Genomic DNA, 24,810 nt, shown 5'->3' with positions numbered 1-24,810 from the left:
AGGCCAGAGCCCCTGTGCATGAGCTGATACAGGAATAGCGATTCAGATCAATTCCGACAAAGCCAAATACCCGGTATAAGAAACCAGACAGGCAAAAATCAATGCTGCAACCAAACCCAGGTTCAGCCAAAACCCGGCTTTGTGCCTTCCCATAAGTTCTTGCTGATTGATCAGGTATAAAATACAGGCTATAACCAGGGGCAACACAAAAACAGCTGCTACCTGGGTCAAAATCTGGGCATAAATGGGATTGGCCCCCAGGATGGGTACGGTCAGTCCTACCAGGCAAGCTACTCCTGTCAGCACCTTAAACCGAATAGATTGGGTATCCAATTCACCCTCCTTATAATCCGCTACCAACAAAGGAGCAACCATCAGAATAGGAAAAACGGAAGACAGTCCCGCACTCAATGCCCCGGTCATAAACAAGGCTACAGCAAATTTACCTGCTACGGGCTCCAGGGTATAGACCATATCCATCACCTTTTCTATGGTCTTCCCTTCTGCATATAAAGCTCCGGTAGCTGCGGCCATGATAGAAAGGTTGATTATCAACATCAAAACAGCGCTGGTAAGGGCATCCTTGGATTGTTCCCCGGTTTGCTCAGGTCCCCAACCCTTTCCCTTCATCAGCAAAGGACGAACGACAAAGGTAGGCGCCGCCATGGTAGTCCCTACAAAGGCTGCCACCAGCAATTTCCCTCCGCTTACGTCCGGAATAGAAGGAACAAGACCCCTGACCATCTGCGCAGGATCAGGCAGAACTACAAACATGGAAATAATGAAGGAAATACCCATAATGGTCACAAAGACGATCAATACCTTCTCAAAAAAGGAATACTGCCCTACCCACAACAGGGAATACATCAGCAGGATCAGCAAGATCGCAATACCCAATACCGGCCAATAGGAATCACCCGATAAGCCCGGGAAAAACAAGATCACCATTTCATAGATGGCATTGGCACTTAAACCCAGAATTCCGGATAAAGAATTCCATTGTGCCAGAATTATCCCCCCCACTACCAGATAGGCAATCACCTTTCCTCCTTTCAGTTTTGTTTTAAAACTGTATATAGATGTTTGGCCAGTGATCACCGCATATCTCCCATATGCTTCCATCAAAACCCAGGAAAAAATACAACTTAGCACCAAAACCCACAGCAGCTGCATGCCGAACTGACTGCCCGCCTTAGCCATAGAAGTGACACTTCCTGTGCCGATGGTATATCCAATACAAAATATCCCCGGACCTATTCCGAGCATGAAAAGCCATATTTTCTGAAACAAATTGTTTTTGGGAGAATTATCAGCAGCTTCCATGGAGCAATATTTAGGTTTATTTTTTTGAGATGTCAAATTGAAAATTTATCTGCTCAATAAAAAGTAAAAATATCGATAGTGTATATTTTTATAAAATATGCCTTTGTTAAAACATTTATTTTTGCAATATTTCCATAATTACAATGGTGCAAACCCTACTTTCCTTATCTCATTCGACCTGAAGAATTCAAAAGAAACCCATGACTGCTATCTCTCCGCCCAAATCCCTTTACCTGCATTTACTGTTCCTTTGTACTGGTTTGTTTTTAGGTTTGTCCGCACAGGCGCAGGAAATTGATTTACTATTAAAAGGGGGCCGGGTACTGGATCCCAAGAATGAGATCAACAGCATCATGGACATTGCTATTTCCGGCAAAACTATCCTAAAAGTGGAAAAGGATATCCCGGCAGGCAGTGCCAAAAAAACCATTGATCTCAGTGGTTACATTGTAACGCCAGGTCTATTGGACATGCATGTACATGTATTTCATGGCACAGACACGGAAGCATACATTGCGGATGGCCTGACCAGCCTTCCTCCGGATGGTTTTACCTTCAGGTCGGGGGTTACGACGGTAGTAGATGCGGGATCATCGGGTTGGAGAAATTTTCGGGAATTCAAAAAGCAAACCATTGACAAATCCCAGACCCGAATATTGGCCCTGCTCAACATCGTTGGCACAGGCATGTATGGAAGATTTGAGGAGCAGGATGTCATGGACATGAACCCTACCATGACCGCTAATATGATTACCGGATTGTTTCCCGACATCCTGGTAGGCATCAAATCTGCTCATTTCTGGGGAGATTTTACACAGGTAGACCTGGCTGTAGAGGCGGGAACCCTGGCCAATGTGCCCGTAATGGTGGATTTTGGTGAACACCAACCACCCAATTCCATAGAAGCCCTTTTTATGCAGCACCTCCGCCCGGGAGATATCTTCACGCATACCTTTTCCTATGGCCCCAATAACAGGGAAACCATCGTAGATGAAGACCTGAAAGTAAAGCCCTTTGTCTTTCAGGCGCAGCAAAGGGGAATACGTTTTGATGTGGGTCACGGAGGGGGCGCTTTTTCTTTTCGACAGGCCATTCCAGCTATTCAGCAAGGTTTCCTTCCGGATGTGATCAGTTCAGACCTGCACAAGGACAGCATGAACGGAGGCTTTAAGGATATGGCCAACCTCCTTTCTAAATTCATGAATATGGGACTCAGCCTGGAAGATGTCATCCTCAGGGCCACCTGGAATCCGGCACAGGTAATCCACAGGGAAGACCTGGGGAATCTGGACCCGGGCTCGGAAGCAGACATTGCCGTGTTCAGCCTTAGGGAAGGAAACTTTGGGTTTCAGGATATCCGCAGGACCAAAATTGACGGAGACAAAAAACTGGAAACTGAACTAACTATCCGGGCAGGGAGAATTGTATGGGACCTGAATGGACTCAGTGTTCCGCATTGGGAAACTGAATTAGGCAGTAAATAAATCAACATGAAATCGACACGATTAAAATCATCATTAAACACACAGGGCAATGATTATTTTAATCGTCAAAGATTCCATCTGACCATTAAAAATCAAATTATAAACAGATGAAAAAATGGCTGCTCTTTTTTCTGATATGCTGTCTTAGCCTGCCCCTACCAGCTCAGCAATTGGACATATTGATCAAAGGGGCTTACCTGATCGATGCAAAAAATGGGATTCGGGACAGCCGGGATGTAGGAATTACGGCTGGAAAAATTGCCAGAGTTGCTACCAGTATCCCCTCAGGTGAAGCAAAAAAGGTTATTGATGCCTCGGGGTTAATCCTAAGCCCGGGATTGATTGACCTGCATACCCATGTTTTTGTCGGCAGCAAGGCAAGGACCTTTGCTGATGGATTTTCAAGTGTATCCCCGGATGATTTTTCCTTTAGATCGGGTATTACCACCATGGTAGATGCCGGAACCTCCGGATGGAGGAATATTGAAACCTTCAAAAAAAACATCATCGATGCTTCCCAGACCAGGGTATTGGCATTCTTGAATATTGCCGGTACCGGTATGAGCGGAAATCCGGACCAGGAAAACCTGCAGGACATGGATCCTGACAAAGCCTATGAAACCCTCCAACAGTATCCGGACATACTGGTGGGCATCAAAATCGGTCATTATACCGGGCCGGAATGGACACCCTTTGAAAATGCCCTCAAAGCATCAGAGATGGCCAACAAGCCCCTGCTGGTGGAATGCCACCTCCCCCAATACACCCTGGCCCAACAGCTGGAAAAAATGAGACCCGGAGATATCCTAACCCATAGCTTTGAAGAAATTGAAGAGCGCATGCCCATTGTAGATGATCAGGGGCAATTGCGGAGCTTTGTAAAAGCAGCTTATGATCGGGGTATATTATTCGATGTAGGTCATGGAGGGGCCGGATTTTGGTTCAGCCAGGCCATACCTGCAGTGCAACAGGGCCTGAGTCCCCACACCTTCGGCACCGATCTTCACCGCTTCAGCATGAACTCAGGCATGAAAAATATGCTGAATGTCATGTCCAAATTTATTAATATTGGCATGGAAGTAACCGAGGTGATCGAAAGGGCATCCTGGCAGGCTGCGCAGGCCATTCAGCGAACAGACCTGGGACATCTCAGTGAAGGTGCAGTGGCCGACCTCACGCTACTGAAATTACATGAAGGGGCCTTTGGCTTTATCGATGCCGGAGGAAATAAAATTGAAGGAAAACATAAATTGGAAACTGAGCTTACCATGAAAGGTGGAAAAATCGTCTATGACCTGAATGGATTGGCTGCAAAAAATTATACTTATTGATATGGACAGAAGAGAAATGATTAAAAATCTGGCAATTCTACCCATGGGTGGTGGCCTGATGAGCATGTCACCCTTAATGGGAAGCCAGAAAACCCATAAATCCAGCGGTCCACTTGCCCTGGATGAGAACATTTACCGTTCCCTGGGAATAGAACCCATCATCAATTGCAGGGGGACCTTCACCATTATCGGCGGCTCCATAGAAAGACCTGAGGTGCACCAGGCAATGGCTTCGGCTGCAAAGAACTTCGTGCAATATGACGAACTGGCTTTCGCCATAGGGGAAAGGCTGGCAACTATCACCAAAGCTGATTTTGGTATCATTACTGCCGGTTGTGCTGCCGCCATGAAGCATGCCACAGCGGCTTGTGTCACCGGGGGGAACCCGGAAAAATTACTAAAAATCCCGGACCTCAGCGGATTTGACAAAACCGAGGTTATCATTCCCCGGCATTCCAGAAATGTATACGACCATGCGGTAAGGAATATTGGCGTTACCATAGTGGAGGTTAATAGTCCCGAAGAACTGGAAAAGGCCATAAACCCTAAAACGGCAATGATTTACCTGATTTCCGGAAGGGGAGCGGATACAGGTCAGCCCTTATCTTTGGAAAATGTTGCCCGTATTGCAAAAAGTAGCAATGTTCCCATTCTTATGGATGCAGCAGCAGAAAACCTGACCATTCCCTGTGTGCATTTTGAAAGGGGCGCTACCATGGTGGCCTACAGCGGGGGAAAGGCCATCTGCGGTCCCCAATGCGCCGGGTTGCTGCTAGGCAGAAAAGACCTGATGCTGTCTGCCTGGCAAGCCAGCTCTCCCCATCACGGCCCCGGAAGAGACAATAAAGTAGGTAAGGAAGAAATGCTGGGCATGCTGGCCGCTGTAGAGGCTTGGACCACCAGGGATCACGATAAGGAATGGGATACCTGGATGGAATGGCTTAACAGCATCGCAGACAGGGCAACAAAAATCAAGGGAGTGACCCACCAAATCAACCAGCCCAGTGGCTTGAATAACCGTGCCCCCATGCTTCAGATCCTTTGGGACCCGGAGCAATTGCATATTAGCGGTGAGGAAGTAGCTGAGCTTTTCGGAAGAACAGCGCCCAGGATTGCCGTTGGCAGCCGAAATCAGGATGGGCTGACATCCATAACCATAAGTCCCAACCAGATGCAGCCCGGAGAAGCTGATGTGGTCGCAGACAGGATACACCAAACCCTTTCTGCTAAAAGAAAAGCAGTTGATACTTCCATGACTGCCCCCGCTGCTAACCTCTCAGGAAAATGGGAAGTGAACATGTCCTTTTTCAGCAGTACAAGCACCCATAAGTGGTTGCTGGAGCAGGATGGAAATTGGCTAAACGGTACCCACATGAGTGATTTTGCTGACCAGGACCTTTATGGAACCATTGAAGGAAACACGGTTAAAATGCGGAGCAATTTTCGTAAACCGGGGGATTCGGTAACGTTTATGTTTACAGGTAAAATGGAAGGAAATGAAATGAAAGGAGAAGTGTTTATGGGGGAATACCTCACCGCTGAATTTACCGCCAAAAGACCGGAAGGCAGCCCCAGGAAAGAGAAAATAATGGTGCCCTCAGGACCTCCGCTAGCCACCTGAAAAGCTTTTATCCTAACCCAATAATAGCCGGAGAACAAAACCTTAATAAAAAACACATGAAAAAACTATCTTTATTTACCCTATTGTCCGTTTTTTGTCTCATTTCCTGTGGGGAAAAAGCAACAAACACTACCATCAGCAATCAGGAAAACACTGCACAGGTGACCGATGATGGCATAGATGCCGAACAAAGAATCACAGATCTGGGCATCACGCTGATTGAACCAAACGCCCCAACTGCCAACTACCTCAAAGCCAAAACCGTGGGCAATGTGGTCTACCTGGCCGGGCACGGGCCGGATAGACCCGATGGCACCCAGGTCATAGGCAAACTTGGATCTGATTTGGAACTGGAACAAGGGATCGAAGCCGCCCGCTTCACCGGTATTTCCCTGCTATCCTCCCTGAAAGCTGAAATTGGAGACCTGAACAGGGTAAAAAATATCGTACGGGCGCAGGGCATGGTCAATGCTTCCCCCGACTTCAAACAACATTCTCAAGTCATCAATGGCTTCTCGGATTTAATGGTAGAAGTCTTTGGCGAAAAGGGAAAACACGCCAGGGCAGCCATAGGTATGAGCTCCCTGCCCAATAGCATCGCCGTAGAAATCGATATGATTGTCGAACTTTACGAGTAAAAAAACGAAATTATTTTCTGATACAAACTACTTCAGCCTGAAACTTGCTTTTATTCCGGAGAAGAAGTAAACTTTAGCCCTATTCATTTGTTTCATACAACCAATCAAATCCAATCACCGCATGTCAGTGAATTTGAGCCAATCTGAAACCAGATCAGGAATACTTTTAAAACAATTTAAAAACTGCCGACAACAAACCGAGAGGATTTGCGCGCCGCTGGAACTGGAAGATCATGTGCCTCAGCCCATGGTAGACGTTTCTCCCCCCAAATGGCATTTGGCGCATACCACCTGGTTTTTTGAACAGTTTCTGCTCAGTACCTTCATCCCAGGCTATTCCCCATACGATCCAGATTTCGCCTATTTGTTCAACAGTTATTATAACAATGCCGGAGACAGGGTGCTACGTCCCAACAGGGGCCTGATGAGCCGTCCTCCCGTCCGGGAAGTTTTGGCTTACCGAAAGCATGTGACCGACCAAGTAATGACTTTCATTGCCTCAGGCGAGGCCAGCCAGGAGGCATTGGATATCGTCTTACTGGGAATCAACCATGAACAGCAACACCAGGAGCTGTTGGTTTACGATATCAAATACATCCTGGGCCACCAACCTACTTTCCCCGTATATGGAAACGCATACCAACTGACAGCGGAAAATCAGCAGCAGCAATGGATCTCCATGAAGGAGGGTATTTATGACATTGGTTTTTCCGGGAAAGGGTTTTGCTATGACAATGAACAGAAACAGCACCGGGTTTTTCTGGAACCCTATCAGGTTTCCAACAAACTGGTGACCAATGGGGAATACCTGCAATTCATTAACTCCGGAGCTTATCAGGACTTTAACCTCTGGCATGCAGACGGTTGGGATTTTATACAGAGTCAGGAGCTTAAAGCTCCCCTGTATTGGCACCATACTGCAGGAAAATGGAAACAATACACCTTCAATGGATTTGCACCTGTGAATCCGGAGTTGCCCGTTCAACACATTAGTTTCTACGAAGCCTCTGCCTATGCTGCATGGAAAGGAACGCGCCTGCCTACAGAATTTGAATGGGAAGCGGCCTCGGATCATTTTTCCTGGGGGCAACTTTGGGAATGGACGGGTAGTGCCTACCTTCCCTATCCAGGTTTTAAAAAAGCTCCCGGCGCGCTGGGAGAATACAATGGTAAATTTATGGTCAACCAGCATGTTTTAAAAGGCGCCTCCATAACCACGCCTGAAGGCCATAGCAGAAATACCTACCGTAACTTTTTTGCTCCTCCCTCCAGGTGGATTTTTTCAGGAATCAGACTTGCCCGAACCTTATGAAAACAAATACATTTGAAAAAGATGTCTTGACCGGTTTACAATCGAACCCTAAAAGACTTTATTCCAAATACTTTTATGACGATAAAGGCTCGGCCATATTCCAGCAAATCATGCACATGCCGGAATACTACCTCCCTGGCTGTGAAACGGAGATTTTACGGCTGCGGGCAAAAGACATCATCCGGAAACTTCCCCATAAAAGCTATGATGTGATAGAGTTGGGAGCAGGAGATGGAAGCAAAACAGCCCTTTTTCTGGATCCCTTGGTCCGGGAAAAGGAAAAAGTGAGTTATATCCCCCTGGACATTTCTCCGGAAATCCTTTCGGTAAATGAAAAAATCATGGAGGAAAAACTTCCGGGACTCTGTGTAAAACCCATTGCCGGGGATTACTTTGAAACTTTGAAAAACATTTCCTCCGGAAAAAACCCAAAAATTATCCTCTTTCTCGGTAGCAACATTGGAAATTTTGAAGGGGAAAAAGCCCTGGACTTTATCCGGTTTGTGAAAAGCTTTATGAGAAAAGGGGACCACTTGATGCTTGGGGTTGATCTGAAAAAGCATCCCAGAACCATTCTGGCAGCCTATGATGATCCTGCCGGCATTACCAAAAAGTTTAACATCAACCTGCTGGAAAGGATCAACCGGGAATTGGACGGGAATTTCAATACAGCAGGTTTTGACCATTATGCCAGCTATGATCCCCTGAGCGGAGCCACCAAAAGCTTCCTAATCAGCAAGGCAGCACAAGAGGTGCGGGTGGCGGGTCAGACCATCACTTTTCATCCTTATGAACCTATTCATATGGAAATATCGCAAAAATACAGTTTACAAGACCTGGACCAGATAAGGTTAAAAGCCGGCTTTAAAAAAGACCATCATTTTACCGATAGCAAGGCCTATTTCAGCATCAGTCTTTTTGAAGTATAGACTTACTCATCAAATCCAGGCCTGATAAAAAGGTCCATGTGCGGAAACTCCTTCTCCAAATAAACCTGGCTTTGCTGCAAACTGGCTAAAATCCGAAAAAGGGCACTTTCCTCTTCCTCAAAGAATCCCAAAAGACCGGCCCAGGCTCTCATGGAGCGTTCAATAGCTATCCTGGCTATTTTGGCACTGCCATTATAACCCCGCTCTTCTTCAGGAAACTGGTTTTCATATCCATCTTCCTTTCCCATCAGGGCCCGGCGACATTTTACTACGATAAAAGGCTGGTACCAGCGGATGACTTCCAGACTTTCCCGTAGCGCCAATATCTCTCTTTCACCTTCCTGCATGCTTTTTATGCCCAGATTCACACCTTCAAAAATTTTTTCTGTGTAGATTTTCACCTGTCCCTTTTCCAGCCATTCTCCGGATTGCTCCATATAATCCATGGATTTTTTCATCAAAGGATGGTCTCCTACCCTGGTTTTTTGTTCATTCCTGTTCTTTTCAAATTCCGGGTCCGTTTGTGTCAAATCTATTCCTTTTTCCATGGCCATGTATTCCAGCAGTTTCCTGGCTTCCTCCAGGGATTTGGAAAGGGGCTCCATGGATGTTTCCCATTTCGGGTCATTGGCTTCCACCGGCCGGTCCTCTTTTTCCATGGCAAAAACCCTACACCTGTCGGTAAAAATACATCGCTCACACCAACGGTCACAATAATTGTGTACACCCTCAATAAAATGTTCCATGCTATTTTAAACTGATCGTTAAGGAATATAGTAATTTCAGTCAGTATCCTGAAATTTTAGGGGGAAAAGCTTACATTTAAAGCCCTGAGCAGCTTTGGCGGTAGTCCACTGGAAATCCTCCTGCCAAGAATAGATTTTTTGATCAGCAGTGCCACAAGCGTATTCAGGGGTCCTGGCTTTCCTTTCGAAAAGCGCCTTCAATTGCTAAAATCCAAGTGGTTTGTCGTGGTCTCAGGCCGGCACTTTCAGAATCGGCCAAATCGGCAAGGTATTTCCTGAAATTATCAGGGGCCTGACAAGCCGAATGGAAAGTATACAATTTAGGTAAAAAAATTCCCTTCCGCCAAAGACCTTATGGTTTTGCCGGAAGGGATTATTTGTAGATGCTCAACTTTTATTTCTTCCCATAGGTGATGCCCTGCCATTCGTCCGTACGGAATGGATTGGCTGGCAGGCCTTCCTTATTGTAAAGGTTTACATCATCTGGATTATCTGCCCAGGCATACCTGACAGCGACCGGATCAGCTATATCACCTGTTTCCAATACAATCTGGTCACCGTCCTGAAAACCTTTGACCCAGTGAAACTGCTTGTCGGCTCCTGCCACAGCGAAGCCTTTTACATAGCCATACTTGTCCTTAACCATCAGACCGGAACCCACATGATCAAAGCTGATTCTGATCTGGTCGTCCTGAATTTCCATGGATTTATAGGTAGGTCCGCTGTATACCACATCCATGCCGTAGGCGATTTTTTTGGCCGCTTTGGCGAGCCTTTCGCCCACGGTCCATTTGTCTCTCGGGTGGATATCATTCGCTTCTCCTTTGTCGATGATCACCGCCTGTCCGGTATTGGGCAGGGATAAGGTCATGCTCTGTGCTTCCCTAAGTTCTGCCCAGTCGCTATCCCCGGGTTCTTCTTTGGCTTGTCTGAAATTGGCCAACTGCACCCATATAAAGGGGAAGTCACCTTGTCCCCATTGCTTTCTCCAGTCTGAAATCAGCAAAGGAAAAATTTCCCTGTACTGATAGGCCCTGCCGGCATTGGACTCTCCCTGGTACCAGAGGGCTCCTTTGATCGCAAAAGGGATCACAGGCTCCAACATGCCAAAGTAAAGACTGGTAGGCCAAAGGTTGGGCTTCCTGACCTCCGGGTCTGAAAAATCCTCAGGCCCTTCTGTTTGATTGCTTGCCACACGTTCTTTAAAATCATCATGTGTCATCAAGGCTTCTGCACTGGTCCAGGCTTCAGATAAGGTCCCACCCCAGTTGACATCCAACAGGCCTATGGGAACATCCAAGTCGGTTTGGATCCTTCTGGCAAAATAATAACCAATGGCCGAAAAATTCTCTACCGTCTCTGGAGAGCAAACCGACCACTTCGCTTCCGGGACATCATCTATGGCTTCCAGGCTGAGGTTTCTTCCTACTTCAAACAATCGGATATTGGGATGGTCTGCCACTTTGATGCTGTCTTCACCATTATTGGTGTTTTTCAAGGCCCATTCCATATTGGATTGACCTCCCAGTAGCCAGACATCACCCATCATGACGTTTTCATAGGCAAGGGATTCTTTCGAGGTGTTAACGGTTAAGGTATAAGGGCCTCCTTTCGGAAAAGCACCCATGCGAAGCTCCCAGTTACCTTCCCGGTCGGCTCTTACCCGATATTCCTTGTCCTGAAAGGTGACAATCACACGCTGCCGGGGATCTGCCTTTCCCCATACGGGGATCTCCTGTCCTCTTTGCAACACCATGTGATCCGCAAATACCCGCGGTAATTTCAGCTCCGCCTGTACCTGAAACATCCATAGGCACAACGCAATAAGCATCCCAATTTTTTTCATTGTTATCTGAGTTTAGTTTAATTGAAAAAAGATTTGATAATATACGATTTTTGACCCAAAATCCAGACCCCCCCATTTTTAACTTTTTGGCTTTTTTTAATTATTTTTTTCGAAAATGGACTGAAATACCGTGTTTCGGGCAGTGTGTTGCTAGTCGAACCCCATTTTTTTATCCGTTTAACGAAATCTAAACCAGTGTCAGGTATTTTTTACAAACCTCCACCCTCAGACAGCTAGTTCTTGATTTTCTGATGCAACAAAAAGCATCGGGGAAAATATTGAAGAAAGGAACTAAAGAAAGGAACTAAAAGCGGTACCGGAGGCTAAGTCCAACGTACGCTACCATGAACCGTAGCCTTAATCGCATCATGGTAGCCTAAATGGTTCTTATTTTTTCATTTATTATCTTACTTATTTCATCAGCTCTATCGACAATCATAAAGTGTTCTCCATTGTCAATTAATTCAACTTTACCTGATCCACGCCAAGGAATAAGCTTATCCTTCGTCCCATGAATGCGAATTACGTTTTCAATTCGATCAAGATTACTCCAATTTACTAATTCATTAGCTGCCCATTTAGCAAATCTTAAGTCAGTGTTGTCTAAAATGGAATTCAACAACTTTCCATTGTTCGTGCCGAAAATGAACTTGGCAATATTTCTCGGTGGGTCAAAAAATTTACTCGGTACACTATTCAGGAGACCAATTTTGCCGAGACCTCTATAAATCGGTCTGAGCTCATTCTTTGTTTCGGCAGAAGCGATTAAAATGGTAAGTTTTGGTTGAAGGAATTTGTTAATCTCAGCAGCAACTAACCCACCGAAACTAACCCCAACTAACGCAAAATCAGAATTTATGTCAATCATTTTTGATAGTCGAATGGAAAAGTCTTTTAAAGTCTCGTTTTTTACTGGATCAATCCATTCAACAGGAATTAGTGGATAGTCCAAATTCAGATAGTCGAAAACTCTTTTGTCAGCACCAAGTCCACTTATTCCGTAAATTTTCAATTTCTGACTATTTTTTAATGCACCATTTCGCTAAATGTATGAATTGTAGCTCTGCTTGTAGTGTTTGCCTTGCGTGGCTACGATTTCATACATAATATGTGTGCCCAGTATGGGCATCTGGTATCGAGATACCAAATTATTTTAGAGGGTGAAAGTCCCTTATGTGGGGGAGTTCCCGATAAATATCGGGACAGGCTGTGTCCCGAAGCATTACCAAGTCCCAATGCCTGTCCCGTTTTTTACGGGAGTGGTTTGTCGAGAGAGGGCCGAGCGTTAAAAAATCTTTTTGTAAAAGATGCTAGCGAAGAGCCGGGATGAAGGGCAGTTACGAGGCCCGTACGCCGAGTGGTACTATTATTTTTTTAGTCCACAAAAGTTTCTTTTATTACTTCTTTGCATTTTTCAATTTCGGATTTGGTTAGACGATCAAAAATTCGGATAATTCTGGTTTTGTCAACTGTCCTGATTTGGTCAATTGCTATCATTCCCTTTTTTCCATTGTGCTTAACTGAAACTCTTGTCGGATATTTTTTTAGGTTCGTTGTCATTGGAGCAAGAACGATTGTTTTTAGGTATTTATTCATTTCGTTTGGTGAAACGACAACACAAGGTCTAGTCTTTTTAATTTCGCTCCCGACTGTTGGTTCAATATTTACAAGAACGATTAAGTACTGCGCTAATTCCATTCCTCAAGGTTTTCGTCATCAAACACATCGTTCATGAGCAAATTGTCATCTCCGTTTTCGCTCATTTTCTTAAACTCTTTTTCCCAATTTTTACGTGGTGAACCTATTGGTTTGAGTATGATATGACCTTTTTCAAGAATAATTTCCACTTTATCCCTGATATTGTATTTATCCAAAATTGTTTTGCTTAAGCGAAGTCCTTTTGAATTACCGATTTTTATTATTGATGCTTCCATATTTTTCTAAAATGTTATTACAAAGTAAATACATTTGGTTCTGCTATCAAAATTTGTTCGGTATTATTGCCAACATCCGGCTAAATTGAATTGTGCACTTTATTTACCTTCCAGCGGTCACTAAAACTAACTACTAATTTGTAAAAAAAATAAGGGCCGTACAGGTATAAAGGGGTAGCATTTTACCAATAAGCGCTGATTTACCTAACCGTTCGTAATCGACAGAATGCGTTTACCCCAGAGATAAAAATGTCGTCAATCAGGGAATAAATACTTCCCCTGGCAGTCTGCCAATGTTCTTTGCTCGCCTCTTGTACCAATCAACTCATTCCGTGCAGAAAAGGTGTGCATAGGTCCTGATAATACCCCCTTCCTGGTCGATATATGTTGGTTTTTAATTGAAAAAAATCCTCACTACAAAGGAAGACGGGCGATCTTGCGAGCCATTTGAATTTATAATAAATTGGAAGTATGCTATCTAAGTAAGCAAATAGCTCCTTAGGCGGACTCCATTAATAAGGAATGGCCAAAAAAGCGGATATAAGCCTATGGCCCTAAACCTCAACTACTCCCGTTCCATCCGCAACGTTGACTTCATAGGTTTCCATTTGCAAGCCGAATTTCTCCCTGTAAGCCCCTGTAATGGAGGCAATAAAATCCTTTGTAGCCGACTTCTTTAGGAGATTTAGGGTACAGCCTCCGAATCCGCCGCCCATCATCCTTGCACCTAACACATAGGGCAAGTCTCGGGTATAGTCCACTAAAAAATCAAGTTCCGGACAACTGACTTCATACCCTTCAGAGAGTCCCTCATGAGAACCGTAAAGCAAGTGGCCAACCGCTTCCAAATCTCGGTCAGCAAGTGCCTGGCAGGTAGTTATCACCCGTTCGTTCTCTCGGATCACATATGCGCACCGCTGGTAAACCTGGGGAGCCATTTGCCCTTTGGCCTTTTCCAGCATCTGAGGAGTAACATCCCGGAGGCTTTTCACTTCAGGGAACTGCTGCTTTACCCGATTGACACCCTCTTGACATTCTTCCCTTCTTTTGTTGTAGGCTGATTCCGCCAAGGTATGGGCTACCTTGGTGTTGCAAAGAAGCAATTGAAAATCTCCGAGTTCCAGTGGGAAGTAGGAATGCTGCAGCGAACGACAATCAAGTCTGATAACTTGATCTTTTTTACCCATCATAGACGCAAACATATCCATGATCCCACAATTGACTCCTGCAAAGGCATGCTCTGCTTGCTGGGAATACCGGATCAGATCCAGCTTCTCGGAGTGCAGCTCGAATAACTCCGACAATCCCAGGCCAACCCCATTTTCCAGGGCAGCCGAGGAAGACAATCCGGCTCCAATGGGAATGTCCCCACCAAACACACAATCAAACCCTTCCAGAGTATCGCCTGCGGACTGCATCTGGGCGGCCACTCCCATGACGAAATTGATCCAGCCTTTCCGGGGTTTCATTTCCTTCAGCAGAAAGCTTTCTTCCTCCCCAAAGTCCAGGGAGTACACCCGGCATTTTTGGCTGCCATTTTTTGCAAAGCCCAGATAAATGTATTTGTTAATGGCTGCAGGGAGCACAAAGCCCTCATTGTAATCCGTATGCTCTCCAATCAGGTTGATCCTTCCGGGGGAGCTTACCAGGAGGGGTTCCTGTTGGTATTTTTCCTGAAAAAGTTGGGTGATATGTTTGGTAATAGACATGAAAAGGGGTGTTGGGTTCAGAATTACTATTCCTGAAAGATGGTAAACAAAACGGTTTCTCCTACGACCTCCAGGCTTTTTCTGTCGATGAGGTCCATATTGTCCTGGTGGGTATGATGGTAATGACCAAACCCGTAATCAGGGCTGAATTCAATGATATTGATCATGGGGATATTGGCATCCTGATTGACAAACAGGTGGTCATCTGTGATGGCCTCAGTCTTGCGCATGGGAAAGAAATCTCCATATCCCAATTCATGGGCATAATTCCAGACCCGGTCCACCAGGTTTTTGGCATATTGGATGGAGTAACCTTCTTTATAAAAACGGGCGTTTTTGCCTCCTACCATATCCACTAAGATCCCATAAAAAGCCGTATATCCACGGGCATGTGGGTTTTTGGACCAATGCTGGGAGCCCAGGCACCACCAAACCTGGCTGCCATCCCTGAAATTCCGGTGCTCCGGCTCCCCATCGTCTTCACCATCAAAGAAAATGATATCAATTCCTACGTCGGGTTGCAAGGTATCGGTATGCAACACCCTGGCGATCTCCAGGAGTACGCCCACTCCGCTACCCCCATCATTGGCCCCATCAATGGGTTCATCTATGCGTTCCGAATCCTTGTCTGCAATCCTTCTGGTATCCCAATGAGCCGCCAGCAAAATCCTTTTAGAGGCCTCCGGACGATAGCTTCCAATGATATTCCTCAATTGCAGCTCCTTCCCATCATAGGCCCGGGCAGTGAATTCCTGTTCGCTTACTGAAAAGCCATAAGCCGCCAATTTGCCGGTTAACCAATCCCCGGTTTCCCGGTGAGCGGGGGTATTGGGTACTCTGGGGCCAAAATCAACCTGTTGCTGAATAAAAGCGTAGGCAGAATCGGCATTAAAACCCGGTACCGGGTTGAAGGATTTTTCCTCGGCTGCCTGCTCTTCGCGGATACTTTGCTCTCCGCAGGACCCATACAAAAGCCCCAAACACAATATGACAATTTTACTCTTCATAGGCCCAATCCACTTTATCTTTCATGTCCTTGATGATCAAACCAGCGGATTTTAAAGCCCTGCGGATTTCATCTACCTGATGGTATTCCCTGGCAGTTTTTGCCTTTCCGTACAATTCCAGGATCACTTTGAGCAGGTCCTCCTGGTGATCACCCTTTTCCTCAAGGAGTCCCAGAATATCCGTTATAAATGAATCAAAGGTTTTAATCAACGCTTCAAATACCTTTTTTCCCAACTGCGCCGGATGGAGTTGGCCGGTATACAGGCTGTTGATCTTCTTCAGCAGGTTAAACAAATGACCAATGGCCTGTGCGGTATTGAAATCGTCGTCCATGGATGAAAAGGCATCAGCAATGCTTTTCTCGATCTGCTTAACCTGGTTTTCATCCGGAGAAACTTCCGGATCCTCCTGGTAGGTAAGTAATTTTGCGATGCGGTGCCCATTGATCAGCTTTTTATATCCTTTCTGTGCTGCCTGCAAGGCCTGATTGGAAAAATCCAGTGTAGACCTGTAGTGGGCTGTCAGGATAAAATACCGTACCGTCATGGGACTGTAAGCCTGTTCCAGTTTATCGTGTTCACCGGAAAACAATTGCTGCAGGGTGATGAAATTACCCAGGGATTTGCCCATTTTCTGACCATTGATGGTGATCATGTTGTTATGCAGCCAATACCTGGCCGGGTCTGCCTGGTGGCAGGCGTTGCCTTGGGCAATTTCACATTCGTGGTGGGGAAACATCAGGTCCATCCCGCCCCCATGTATATCAAACTGGTTGCCCAGGTATTTGGAACTCATGGCGGTACATTCCAGGTGCCATCCCGGGAAACCCAAACTCCAGGGCGAATCCCATTTCATCAGGTGTTCCGGAGAGGCTTTTTTCCACAGGGCAAAGTCCAGGGGGTTTCTTTTTTCAGATTGCCCGTCCAGCTCCCGGCTTCCACTCATCAATTCCTCTACCACCCTACCGGATAATCGGCCATATTTTTTGGTTTCATTGTATTTCAGTACGTCAAAGTAAACACTTCCATTTACCTCATAGGCCAGTCCCCCTTCGAGAATTTTCTCCACCAGCTTGATCTGCTCCGGGATATGACCGGTAGCCCTGGGCTCAATGCTGGGCCGGATAGTGTTCAGCAGCTCCATGTCACGGTGGTAGGAAGATGCATACTGCTGGGCTACTTCCATGGGTTCAAGCTGCTCCAGCTTGGCCTTTTTGGCAATTTTATCTTCTCCATCATCGGCATCTGCTTCCAGATGCCCTACATCGGTAATATTACGAACGTACCTGACCTTATATCCCAGAAAAGAAAGGTACCGGTAAACTCCGTCAAAAGTAACGGCTGCCCTTGCATGTCCCAGGTGGGCATCTCCGTACACGGTAGGTCCGCAAACATACATGCCCACATGTGGGGGACTGATGGGCTCAAAAAACTCCTTTTTTCTGGATAGGGTATTGTATATTTTTAACTTTTTGGATTGCATGGGGCAAATTTATCAAACTTTCAATACTTTTTTTAGGAAAATAATTTTATTACATTTGTGCTAGAATTAGTTAATGATCTAAAGAGGGGACAGGCAGTCCCCTCTTTCATTATCAATCCATTTGGGAGCAAAGCCTGAAGCAAGTAAGTAAAAAGATATGAATTTGAGGCAAACGATAGAGGAAATAGTGGAGAAGCATCTCCCTGACAGCAGCCATTTCGTCGTCGACATTCTTATCGTAGAGAAAGGCCCTAAAAAGTCCCTCAAAATTCTGATCGATGCGGACCATGGCATCAATATTGACACTTGTGCACTGGTTAGCAGGGCTGTAGGGGAAGAAATTGAAGCCAAGGAACTGATGGATACGGCCTATATCATGGAAGTATCCTCTCCGGGGGTGGATTTTCCTTTAAGCTCCAGACGGCAATACCAAAAAAATATGGGCCGGAATCTGAAGGTAATGCTGGCCAACGACCAAACCATTGAGGGAAAGTTAACCGAAGTCGATCAAAGGGGAATTCAGATATTGATAAAGAAAAAAGAAAAGGGGAAAAAGGAAATTGAGGAAAGCCTGAATTTACCTTTTGACCAAATTAGGAAATCTATAGTATTAGTCTCTTTCAAATAAAAACAATGGATGCTAAAGTTCTGATTGAATCATTTGCAGAGTTTGCAAGATCGAAAAATGTGGACAGACCAACGATGATCCGCATTCTTGAAGACGTATTTAGGGCGATGATTCGGAAAAAGTATGAAACAGATGAAAACTTTGATGTCATCATCAATGCGGACAAGGGTGATTTGGAAATCGTAAGGATAAGGGAGATTGTGGATGACAATTCTGAAGACATCTGGGATTATGACAAAATAAGTTTGTCAGAGGCAAAGAAAATTGAGCCCGATTTCGAAATTGGAGAGGAAACCTACGAGAAAATCGAACTCGAAGATTTTGGAAGAAGAGCAGTGATGATGGCCAGACAAACCCTGATCCAGAGGATCAAGGATTTGGAAAAAGATTTGCTATTCCAGCAATATGAAGAATTGGTTGGTGAGATCATCAATGCGGAGGTCTATCAAATCCTGGGTAGGGAAATCCTGCTCATGGATGGGGAAGGGAATGAATTGATCATGCCCAAATCCGAACAGATTCCCAAGGACCGGTTCAGAAAAGGAGATGCTGTACGGGCCATCGTACATAAGGTGGAAATGATCAATGGTAATCCCAGGATCGTCTTGTCCCGAACTTCTCCCATATTTCTGGAAAGGTTGTTTGAAAACGAGGTTCCTGAGGTATATGACGGTTTGATCACCATCAAGAAAATCGTCAGGGAGCCGGGAGAAAGGGCCAAGGTAGCGGTGGAGTCTTACGATGATCGCATAGATCCTGTAGGTGCCTGCGTGGGCATGAAAGGAAGCAGGATCCATGCAGTAGTCCGGGAATTGCAGAATGAGAATATTGACGTTATCAATTATACGGACAACCTGGATCTATATGTGTCCAGGGCATTGAGTCCAGCCAAGGTTTCTTCACTTCAGGTCAATGAAGAGGAGAAAAGAATTTCTGTTTATCTCAAGCCAGATCAGGTTTCTCTGGCCATAGGCAAAGGGGGCTTTAATATCAGGTTGGCCAGCCGGCTGGTAGGCTACGAAATTGATGTTTTCAGGGAGCTTTCTGGTTATGAAGACGAAGAAGATGTGGATTTGTCGGAATTTTCTGACGAAATTGAGGGTTGGGTAATCGACGAACTCAAGAAAACAGGCCTGGATACGGCAAAAAGCGTCTTGGCACTTACCAAAGAAGACCTTTTGAGAAGAACTGAATTGGAAGAAGAAACGATTGATGATGTATTTAAAATATTAAAACAGGAATTTGAATAGCAAATAACGATAGATAATTCGTTATCCCCTTTATATTTGCATTATATTAAAATACAGGAATAGGTATTAGTATGTCAGAAGAAAAAATGATGCGATTAGGCCAGGTAGCCAGAAAGCTCAATGTAGGGGTAGCAACCATCGTTGAGTCCATGGCGAAGAAGGGCTTTGAGGTAGAAAGCAACCCGAACTCAAAAATAAGTTTGGAGCATTTCAATATGCTTGCCAAAGAGTTCCGGTCTTCTGCCCAGGAGAAGGAAGAGGCCTCTCATCTGTCCATTGGTAAAAGGCACAACGAAAATTTTACCATCCGCGCTGAATCTGAGTCTGAACCGGAAAAGGAAATCAAAAAGCCTGAACCTGAAAAACCGGCTCCGGCAGCCAGAGAAGAGAAAAAAGAAGCAGAAAAAGATACTGACAAAATTTCTACTGAAGCACCTAAACTGCAAGGGATAAAAGTTGTTGGGAAAATTGATTTGGAAGGCAAAAGCCCCAAACCAGCTGAGGAGGAGAAAAAAAGTGCTGAAAAACCTGCACCTCAGGAGCCTGCGGCAAAAACTCCGGAAAAGAAAGTTTCCGAGCCCGAAAAAGAGGTAAAGAAAGAAGCACCCAAAACAGAAGAAAAAGCAGCCAAAGCCCCTGAAAAGGAAAAGTCTGAAGAAGCTGAAAAGAAATCTCCGGCACAGGAGCCGCCTGCTGATAAGGTAGAAGAAAAGCCTGTTCCTGATAAAAAACCGGAAGCAGCAGCAGAAAAACCGGAAGAGCAGCCAGCAACTCCGGAAGAAAAACCAACCGCTGCAGCCGATACCCCTGCCAAGGAGCCGGAAAAAGAGCCCGAGAAATCAGAGGATCGGGTGATTTCGGCCAGGGCAGATTCCCTGAAGGGATTGACCGTTTTGGGAAAGATAGAACTCCCCAAGGACAAGTCCAAAAAGAAAACCAAACCCGTGGCATCTTCGGATGAGCGCAATAAGGAAAAGAAAAAGCGTCCACGTAAACGCATAGACAACCGGCCTGCCAGAGGAGCTGAAGGGGCCAAACCCGGCGCTCCGGGAGCAGCAGGCAAAGGCCCTGCTCAGGGTGCACGTAAAGGCAATAACAGGGGGACTGCCGGCCGTCCCGGTGCAAGACCCGGAAATGCCAGGTTCCAGAAGGAAGAACCCACACAGAAAGAAATCCAGGATCAAATCAAACAAACCCTTGCCAGGTTGCAGGGAGGGGGAAAATCCGGAGGTAAAAGCAAAAACAGAAGGGATAAGCGCTCCGAAAGATCGAAAGAGGTCAGCGATACCCCAGAGGAAAGCAAAGTATTAAAAGTAACGGAATTTATATCTGCCAATGACCTGGCGTCTCTGATGGATGTTTCGGTCAATGAAGTAATATCTGTTTGCATGGGATTGGGTATGTTCGTATCCATCAACCAACGACTGGATGCAGAAGCCATTACGATAATTGCAGATGAATTTAACTATGATGTAGAGTTTACCAAATCGGATGAAGAAGAAGCCGAAATCAAGGTGGAAGAAGATCCGGAAGAATTGGTAGAAAGAGCCCCTATAGTCACCATAATGGGACATGTGGATCATGGTAAAACTTCCCTGCTGGATTATATCAGGCGATCCAAGGTGACCCATGGTGAGGCTGGAGGTATTACGCAGCACATTGGTGCCTATGATGTGGAAACGTCTGACGGTCACAAAATAGCCTTCCTGGATACACCTGGACACGAGGCCTTTACCGCCATGCGGGCCAGGGGTGCAAAAATCACCGATGTGGCCATCATTGTAATCGCTGCAGATGATAACGTCATGCCGCAAACCAAAGAAGCGATCAATCACGCACAGGTGGCCGGAGTGCCCATGATTTTTGCCATCAATAAAGTAGATAAACCCAATTCCAACCCCGATAAAATCAGGGAAGAACTGGCCAATATGAATTTGTTGGTAGAAGACTGGGGAGGTAAATACCAGTCCCAGGAAATTTCAGCAAAAACCGGTTTGGGCATAGATGACTTGCTGGAAAAGGTATTGCTGGAATCTGAAATCCTGGAACTCAAAGCCAACCCCAAGAAAAATGCGGTGGGTACAGTAGTAGAAGCCTCTCTGGATAAAGGCAGGGGCTATGTGACCACCATCATGGTACAAGGTGGAACCTTGAGGGTCGGCGATACTATCCTGGCTGGTCAGCATTATGGCCGGGTAAAAGCCATGTTTGACCACTTGGGACAGAAAGTAGAAACTGCAGGCCCCTCTACCCCGGTACAAGTACTTGGATTGAGCGGTGCTCCCCAGGCAGGAGATGTGTTCAAGGTATACGATTCTGAGCGGGAAGCCAGAGAAATCGCCAATTCCAGGGAACAAATCCAAAGGGAGCAAAGCCTACGAACCAAGAAACACATTACCTTGGACGAAATTGGGCGAAGGCTCGCCATAGGAAGCTTTAAAGAGCTCAACATCATCATCAAAGGAGATGTGGATGGATCCGTGGAAGCCCTGTCAGATTCCCTGTTAAAACTTTCCAAAGAAGAAGTCAAGGTAAGCATTATCCATCAGGGCGTAGGACAGATTTCCGAATCGGACGTACTGCTGGCTTCAGCCTCAGATGCCATTATCCTGGGATTCCAGGTAAGGCCTTCCGCCAATGCCAAACGACTGGCTGAACAGGAAGAAATTGAAATCAGACACTATTCCATCATCTATGATGCCATCAACCAGATCAAGGATGCCATTGAAGGCATGTTGGAACCTGAGTTTGAAGAAGTCATCACTGGAAATATAGAAGTCAGGGAAGTATTCAAGATCTCTAAAGTAGGGACGGTAGCAGGTTGCTACGTAACCGATGGATACATCCACCGAAAAAACAAAATCAGGGTAATCAGAGATGGTATCGTGATACATGAGGGAGAAATCAGTGCCCTCAAGCGTTTCAAAGATGATGTGGCTGAGGTAAAATATGGCTATGAATGTGGCGTTTCTATCAAAGGTTTCAATGACTTGGAGGTAGGTGACACCTTCGAAGGTTACAAAATGGAAGAAATCAAGCGCAAAAAATAATTGCCTGAAATCAGACGCAGGCAAACACATGACTTATGCCTGCCTCGGTGATACAAATAATTTAGTAATAGAAGGACAGCCCACTGCTGTCCTTTTTTTGGTCTTATGGAAATCCTTCTTGTTTGCCTGAAAATTGTATTCCTGCTGGCCTGCGCTGGGCTGATCCTGGGCTTTATCCGCCCGGTGCTGGTTCTTTGGTTTATGCACCGCTGCAACCGCCTGATGGTCTTGCAATACTATGGCCTTCCGGCCCTGTTGCTATACCTGACCCTGCTGGCCTTAAGGAGCAACTGGCTTTAAACGGTAACACCAATTTTTTTCCCTTCTTCACGGATATATTGGGCTGCCTGGTCATATTCCTCCTCTGATCCGAGGTGTTCCATCATCAGGGGAATGGCTTTTAGCTGGCTTAGTTCCTGCAGGAACACCTGATAGTCCATTACTCCAAGACCCGGCTGCACCTCCGTAAACTGGGGCATGTAATAATCTTCCCGGATCAGGATATCTTTGGCATGGCAACTCCGGATATGGGCACCCAGCTTTTTAAAACAAGACCTGATCATGGCTGCATTGCCATAGTACAAGTTGGGGGTAATGATCAGGTTCATGGGGTCCATGTGCACCCCAAATGCCTTGCGGTCTATGGCCCTGATCAGCTCCAGGTAGCTTTCTGCCGAGTCAGGATAAGCCCAGGGCATGGGTTCCAGGGCAAAATATGTTCTGCCGGGCTGTACTTCATCGATGATCTTTCGGCTTACCTCCACAATCTGATCAAAGGTATCCGGTGTGAGGTTATCCTGATGAGGTCCTGCCCAATGCACCGGATTTTTGGATCCACTGATGTTTACACAGCAGTTGGCGCCAATGCTTTCTGCAAGTTGCAGGGATCGGGTACACTTTTCAAAGGCCTCCCGGGCCATGTCCTTGTCCGGGCTGATGGGATTACTCCAGGCACCCACTTCAGCAATGACGATGTCTGCTTTTTCTGCGGCTGCTTCAAAAGCCCGGATTTCATCGCCTCCGGCATCCAGACTTACCGGACAGTAGGCTGCCCTATAATTTTTGCTTTGCAGGGCAGACACCCATTGCTCCGGAGAATTGTACCTCTGGTAGACTGGACCACCCAGCCTGACATTGCCCTGTGACTGGCCAAACGAAGGCATGTATGGGGACAAGCCGGCCATTGCCAGACCCATTGCAGTTTTCTTGTTGAAGGTTCTTCGGTTCATTTTTGGGAAAATTGGTTCAGACAGGGAATATAAAGAAAAAAATCCTTCATACATACTTCAGGTTGTCATGGGACAATTTAGAACTTTCATCCATTCGGTAAGCCGCCAGGGACCCTCCGTTTCCCACTCCAAAATCCAGGCAACACACATTATGCCGGATGAGGGAAGAAAACCTGGCCCGACCATAATGGCCAAAAAATACTGGCTTTTCATCTTCTCCATAGTATTTCCAATCCTTTATCCCCGACAAGTCCACAGGGATATCGGGCAAATCCAACGGATCTACGCTAAAGGCTTTATAAGTCATCCGGGAGGGGTCCTCCCACCATTTGGTCCTGATCCTGTCCCCAGCTTCCAGGCCGTTTTCTGGAATGCTGACATTTTCGGGCAATTCCAAATCCTTTCCGTTAAGGGTCTCAGTAAGGGCCTTGTTCCATTCAGGGTCTGTTGCGATCAAATCCTCTGGACCTGCATCTTTGGATCGCTTATGCCTTATATGGGCGATATGCTCCGGATCCCAGCAGGCATGCACAGCACGAAATCGGTTATCCTCATAAAAAAGAGGCAGGCTTTTGAACCAGTCCACATAATATTTGAATTCATTTAAGTTATTATTAAACGCCAAAAGGCTGTCTTCCCACTGAAATGATTGGTTTGGTGACAAGCCCTCATTTTCCAGGCGAAACAGGTCCCTAATGGCATTGAACTCATGGTTACCCAGCAAGGCGATGGCCGAACCTCTGTCTGCCATGGCTTTTACGATTTCCAGTGTTGCCTTGATTTTTGGTCCTTTATTGATGTAGTCACCTAAAAATAGTACGGTCCTATGGGGGTGAAAATAGACTCCTCCCTCCTTCCTGTAACCCAGCTTGAGAAGCAAGGCCTCCAATTGATCACTGTACCCATGAATGTCTCCGATGATATCGAACATGTCAGGTTTGTCTCATTGAGTGAATTTTCAGGACAGCTAAAATGCATTATCTTTGAAATAAATCAAAAAAAGCAGCAGACCCAATTTTAACTCAAAAATTTATAGAAATGCCGGAGAAATAGCTCCTATAAAAATGCTTTTGGTAAATATTGGATAAAGGCATTCAATTTTCCAGAGGATGAGAAATTATCCATCATTCACCTTTTACCTGTTAAATCATTTTAAAATAAAATGTTCGAAGATTTAATATACCTGGACAACAATGCCAGACCAGTTTTCAATGAAAATGGTTTTTACTATTTGTTTTGTGTAAAATCTCTATTTGCTTAAATGATGAATATTCCCTTTGATCCAGGTTT

Annotated in this window: 21 protein-coding genes; 10 read left to right on the top strand and 11 right to left on the bottom strand. The window is 45.6% G+C overall.

Annotation, left to right across the window (positions count from 1 at the left end; genetic code table 11):
- Positions 1-42 precede the first annotated feature (42 nt).
- Complete coding sequence (locus GL182_RS23295; RefSeq protein WP_163382322.1) at positions 43-1,323, bottom strand: Nramp family divalent metal transporter; 1,281 nt, start codon at positions 1,321-1,323, stop codon at positions 43-45.
- A 200-nt stretch (positions 1,324-1,523) separates the two neighbouring features.
- On the opposite strand from GL182_RS23295, the gene GL182_RS23290 reads away from it, so the two are divergent.
- From GL182_RS23290 to egtD, 6 genes are all read left to right on the top strand, one after another.
- Positions 1,524-2,807 (top strand): amidohydrolase/deacetylase family metallohydrolase, encoded by a 1,284-nt coding sequence (locus GL182_RS23290; protein WP_163382320.1) that lies wholly within the window; start codon positions 1,524-1,526, stop codon positions 2,805-2,807.
- Positions 2,808-2,914: 107 nt separating this feature from the next.
- Positions 2,915-4,138: an amidohydrolase/deacetylase family metallohydrolase gene (locus GL182_RS23285; RefSeq protein ID WP_163382318.1), complete on the top strand. Its 1,224-nt coding sequence runs from the start codon at positions 2,915-2,917 to the stop codon at positions 4,136-4,138.
- Entirely contained in the window at positions 4,107-5,759 is a 1,653-nt protein-coding gene (locus GL182_RS23280; RefSeq protein WP_240469942.1) for an aminotransferase class V-fold PLP-dependent enzyme, read from the top strand. Before GL182_RS23285 ends, GL182_RS23280 begins: the two co-directional genes overlap by 32 nt.
- 56 nt (positions 5,760-5,815) lie before the next feature.
- Positions 5,816-6,397, top strand: a complete 582-nt coding sequence (locus GL182_RS23275; protein ID WP_163382317.1) for a RidA family protein — start codon at positions 5,816-5,818, stop codon at positions 6,395-6,397.
- A gap of 121 nt (positions 6,398-6,518) precedes the next feature.
- The gene (egtB, locus tag GL182_RS23270) at positions 6,519-7,709 is read left to right on the top strand and encodes an ergothioneine biosynthesis protein EgtB (protein WP_163382315.1); all 1,191 of its coding nucleotides are present in this window, start codon (positions 6,519-6,521) and stop codon (positions 7,707-7,709) included.
- Positions 7,706-8,638 (top strand): L-histidine N(alpha)-methyltransferase, encoded by a 933-nt coding sequence (gene egtD / locus GL182_RS23265; RefSeq protein WP_163382313.1) that lies wholly within the window; start codon positions 7,706-7,708, stop codon positions 8,636-8,638. The genes egtB and egtD overlap by 4 nt, the downstream gene beginning before the upstream one ends.
- Before the next feature lie 2 nt (positions 8,639-8,640).
- Here egtD and GL182_RS23260 read toward each other — a convergent pair whose 3' ends face one another.
- The 8 genes from GL182_RS23260 to cysS all read right to left on the bottom strand — a co-directional run bounded on the left by GL182_RS23260 (position 8,641) and on the right by cysS (position 17,363).
- Entirely contained in the window at positions 8,641-9,384 is a 744-nt protein-coding gene (locus GL182_RS23260) for a hypothetical protein (RefSeq protein ID WP_163382311.1), read from the bottom strand.
- A 394-nt stretch (positions 9,385-9,778) separates the two neighbouring features.
- A complete protein-coding gene (locus tag GL182_RS23255) occupies positions 9,779-11,230 on the bottom strand; it encodes a sialate O-acetylesterase (protein ID WP_163382309.1) in 1,452 nt (483 codons plus the stop codon).
- Between the two features lie 376 nt (positions 11,231-11,606).
- Positions 11,607-12,242, bottom strand: coding sequence for an alpha/beta hydrolase (locus tag GL182_RS23250; RefSeq protein ID WP_163382307.1), 636 nt, complete (start codon positions 12,240-12,242; stop codon positions 11,607-11,609).
- Between the two features lie 362 nt (positions 12,243-12,604).
- Positions 12,605-12,928, bottom strand: a complete 324-nt coding sequence (locus tag GL182_RS23245) for a type II toxin-antitoxin system PemK/MazF family toxin (RefSeq protein WP_163382305.1) — start codon at positions 12,926-12,928, stop codon at positions 12,605-12,607.
- Positions 12,919-13,164, bottom strand: a complete 246-nt coding sequence (locus GL182_RS23240; protein ID WP_163382303.1) for an AbrB/MazE/SpoVT family DNA-binding domain-containing protein — start codon at positions 13,162-13,164, stop codon at positions 12,919-12,921. Before GL182_RS23240 ends, GL182_RS23245 begins: the two co-directional genes overlap by 10 nt.
- A gap of 554 nt (positions 13,165-13,718) precedes the next feature.
- The gene (gene galK, locus GL182_RS23235) at positions 13,719-14,873 is read right to left on the bottom strand and encodes a galactokinase (protein ID WP_163382301.1); all 1,155 of its coding nucleotides are present in this window, start codon (positions 14,871-14,873) and stop codon (positions 13,719-13,721) included.
- A 26-nt stretch (positions 14,874-14,899) separates the two neighbouring features.
- Entirely contained in the window at positions 14,900-15,880 is a 981-nt protein-coding gene (locus tag GL182_RS23230; protein WP_163382299.1) for a M28 family peptidase, read from the bottom strand.
- Positions 15,870-17,363: a cysteine--tRNA ligase gene (gene cysS / locus GL182_RS23225; RefSeq protein WP_163382297.1), complete on the bottom strand. Its 1,494-nt coding sequence runs from the start codon at positions 17,361-17,363 to the stop codon at positions 15,870-15,872. Before cysS ends, GL182_RS23230 begins: the two co-directional genes overlap by 11 nt.
- A gap of 157 nt (positions 17,364-17,520) precedes the next feature.
- Here cysS and rimP point away from each other — a divergent pair, with 157 nt between their 5' ends.
- The 4 genes from rimP (at position 17,521) to GL182_RS23205 (ending at position 22,591) form a co-directional block, all read left to right on the top strand.
- The gene (gene rimP, locus GL182_RS23220) at positions 17,521-17,991 is read left to right on the top strand and encodes a ribosome maturation factor RimP (RefSeq protein ID WP_163382295.1); all 471 of its coding nucleotides are present in this window, start codon (positions 17,521-17,523) and stop codon (positions 17,989-17,991) included.
- 5 nt (positions 17,992-17,996) lie between these two features.
- Positions 17,997-19,241 carry a transcription termination factor NusA gene (gene nusA / locus GL182_RS23215; RefSeq protein ID WP_163382293.1) on the top strand — a complete coding sequence of 415 codons (1,245 nt, stop codon included), beginning with the start codon at positions 17,997-17,999 and terminating at the stop codon, positions 19,239-19,241.
- Positions 19,242-19,312: 71 nt separating this feature from the next.
- The gene (gene infB / locus GL182_RS23210; protein ID WP_163382291.1) at positions 19,313-22,291 is read left to right on the top strand and encodes a translation initiation factor IF-2; all 2,979 of its coding nucleotides are present in this window, start codon (positions 19,313-19,315) and stop codon (positions 22,289-22,291) included.
- A gap of 105 nt (positions 22,292-22,396) precedes the next feature.
- Positions 22,397-22,591, top strand: a complete 195-nt coding sequence (locus GL182_RS23205; RefSeq protein WP_163382289.1) for a hypothetical protein — start codon at positions 22,397-22,399, stop codon at positions 22,589-22,591.
- Here the strand turns inward: GL182_RS23205 and GL182_RS23200 are convergent.
- Both GL182_RS23200 and GL182_RS23195 read right to left on the bottom strand, forming a co-directional pair.
- Positions 22,588-23,520, bottom strand: a complete 933-nt coding sequence (locus GL182_RS23200) for a sugar phosphate isomerase/epimerase family protein (RefSeq protein ID WP_163382287.1) — start codon at positions 23,518-23,520, stop codon at positions 22,588-22,590. The genes GL182_RS23205 and GL182_RS23200 overlap by 4 nt on opposite strands.
- A 46-nt stretch (positions 23,521-23,566) precedes the next feature.
- Positions 23,567-24,451, bottom strand: coding sequence for a metallophosphoesterase (locus GL182_RS23195; protein ID WP_163382285.1), 885 nt, complete (start codon positions 24,449-24,451; stop codon positions 23,567-23,569).
- Positions 24,452-24,810: the final 359 nt, after the last annotated feature.

It is taken from the genome of Cyclobacterium sp. SYSU L10401 (assembly GCF_010993705.1).
In the GTDB taxonomy this organism is placed as follows: domain Bacteria; phylum Bacteroidota; class Bacteroidia; order Cytophagales; family Cyclobacteriaceae; genus Cyclobacterium.
This window is presented reverse-complemented; position numbering and strand designations above follow the sequence as displayed.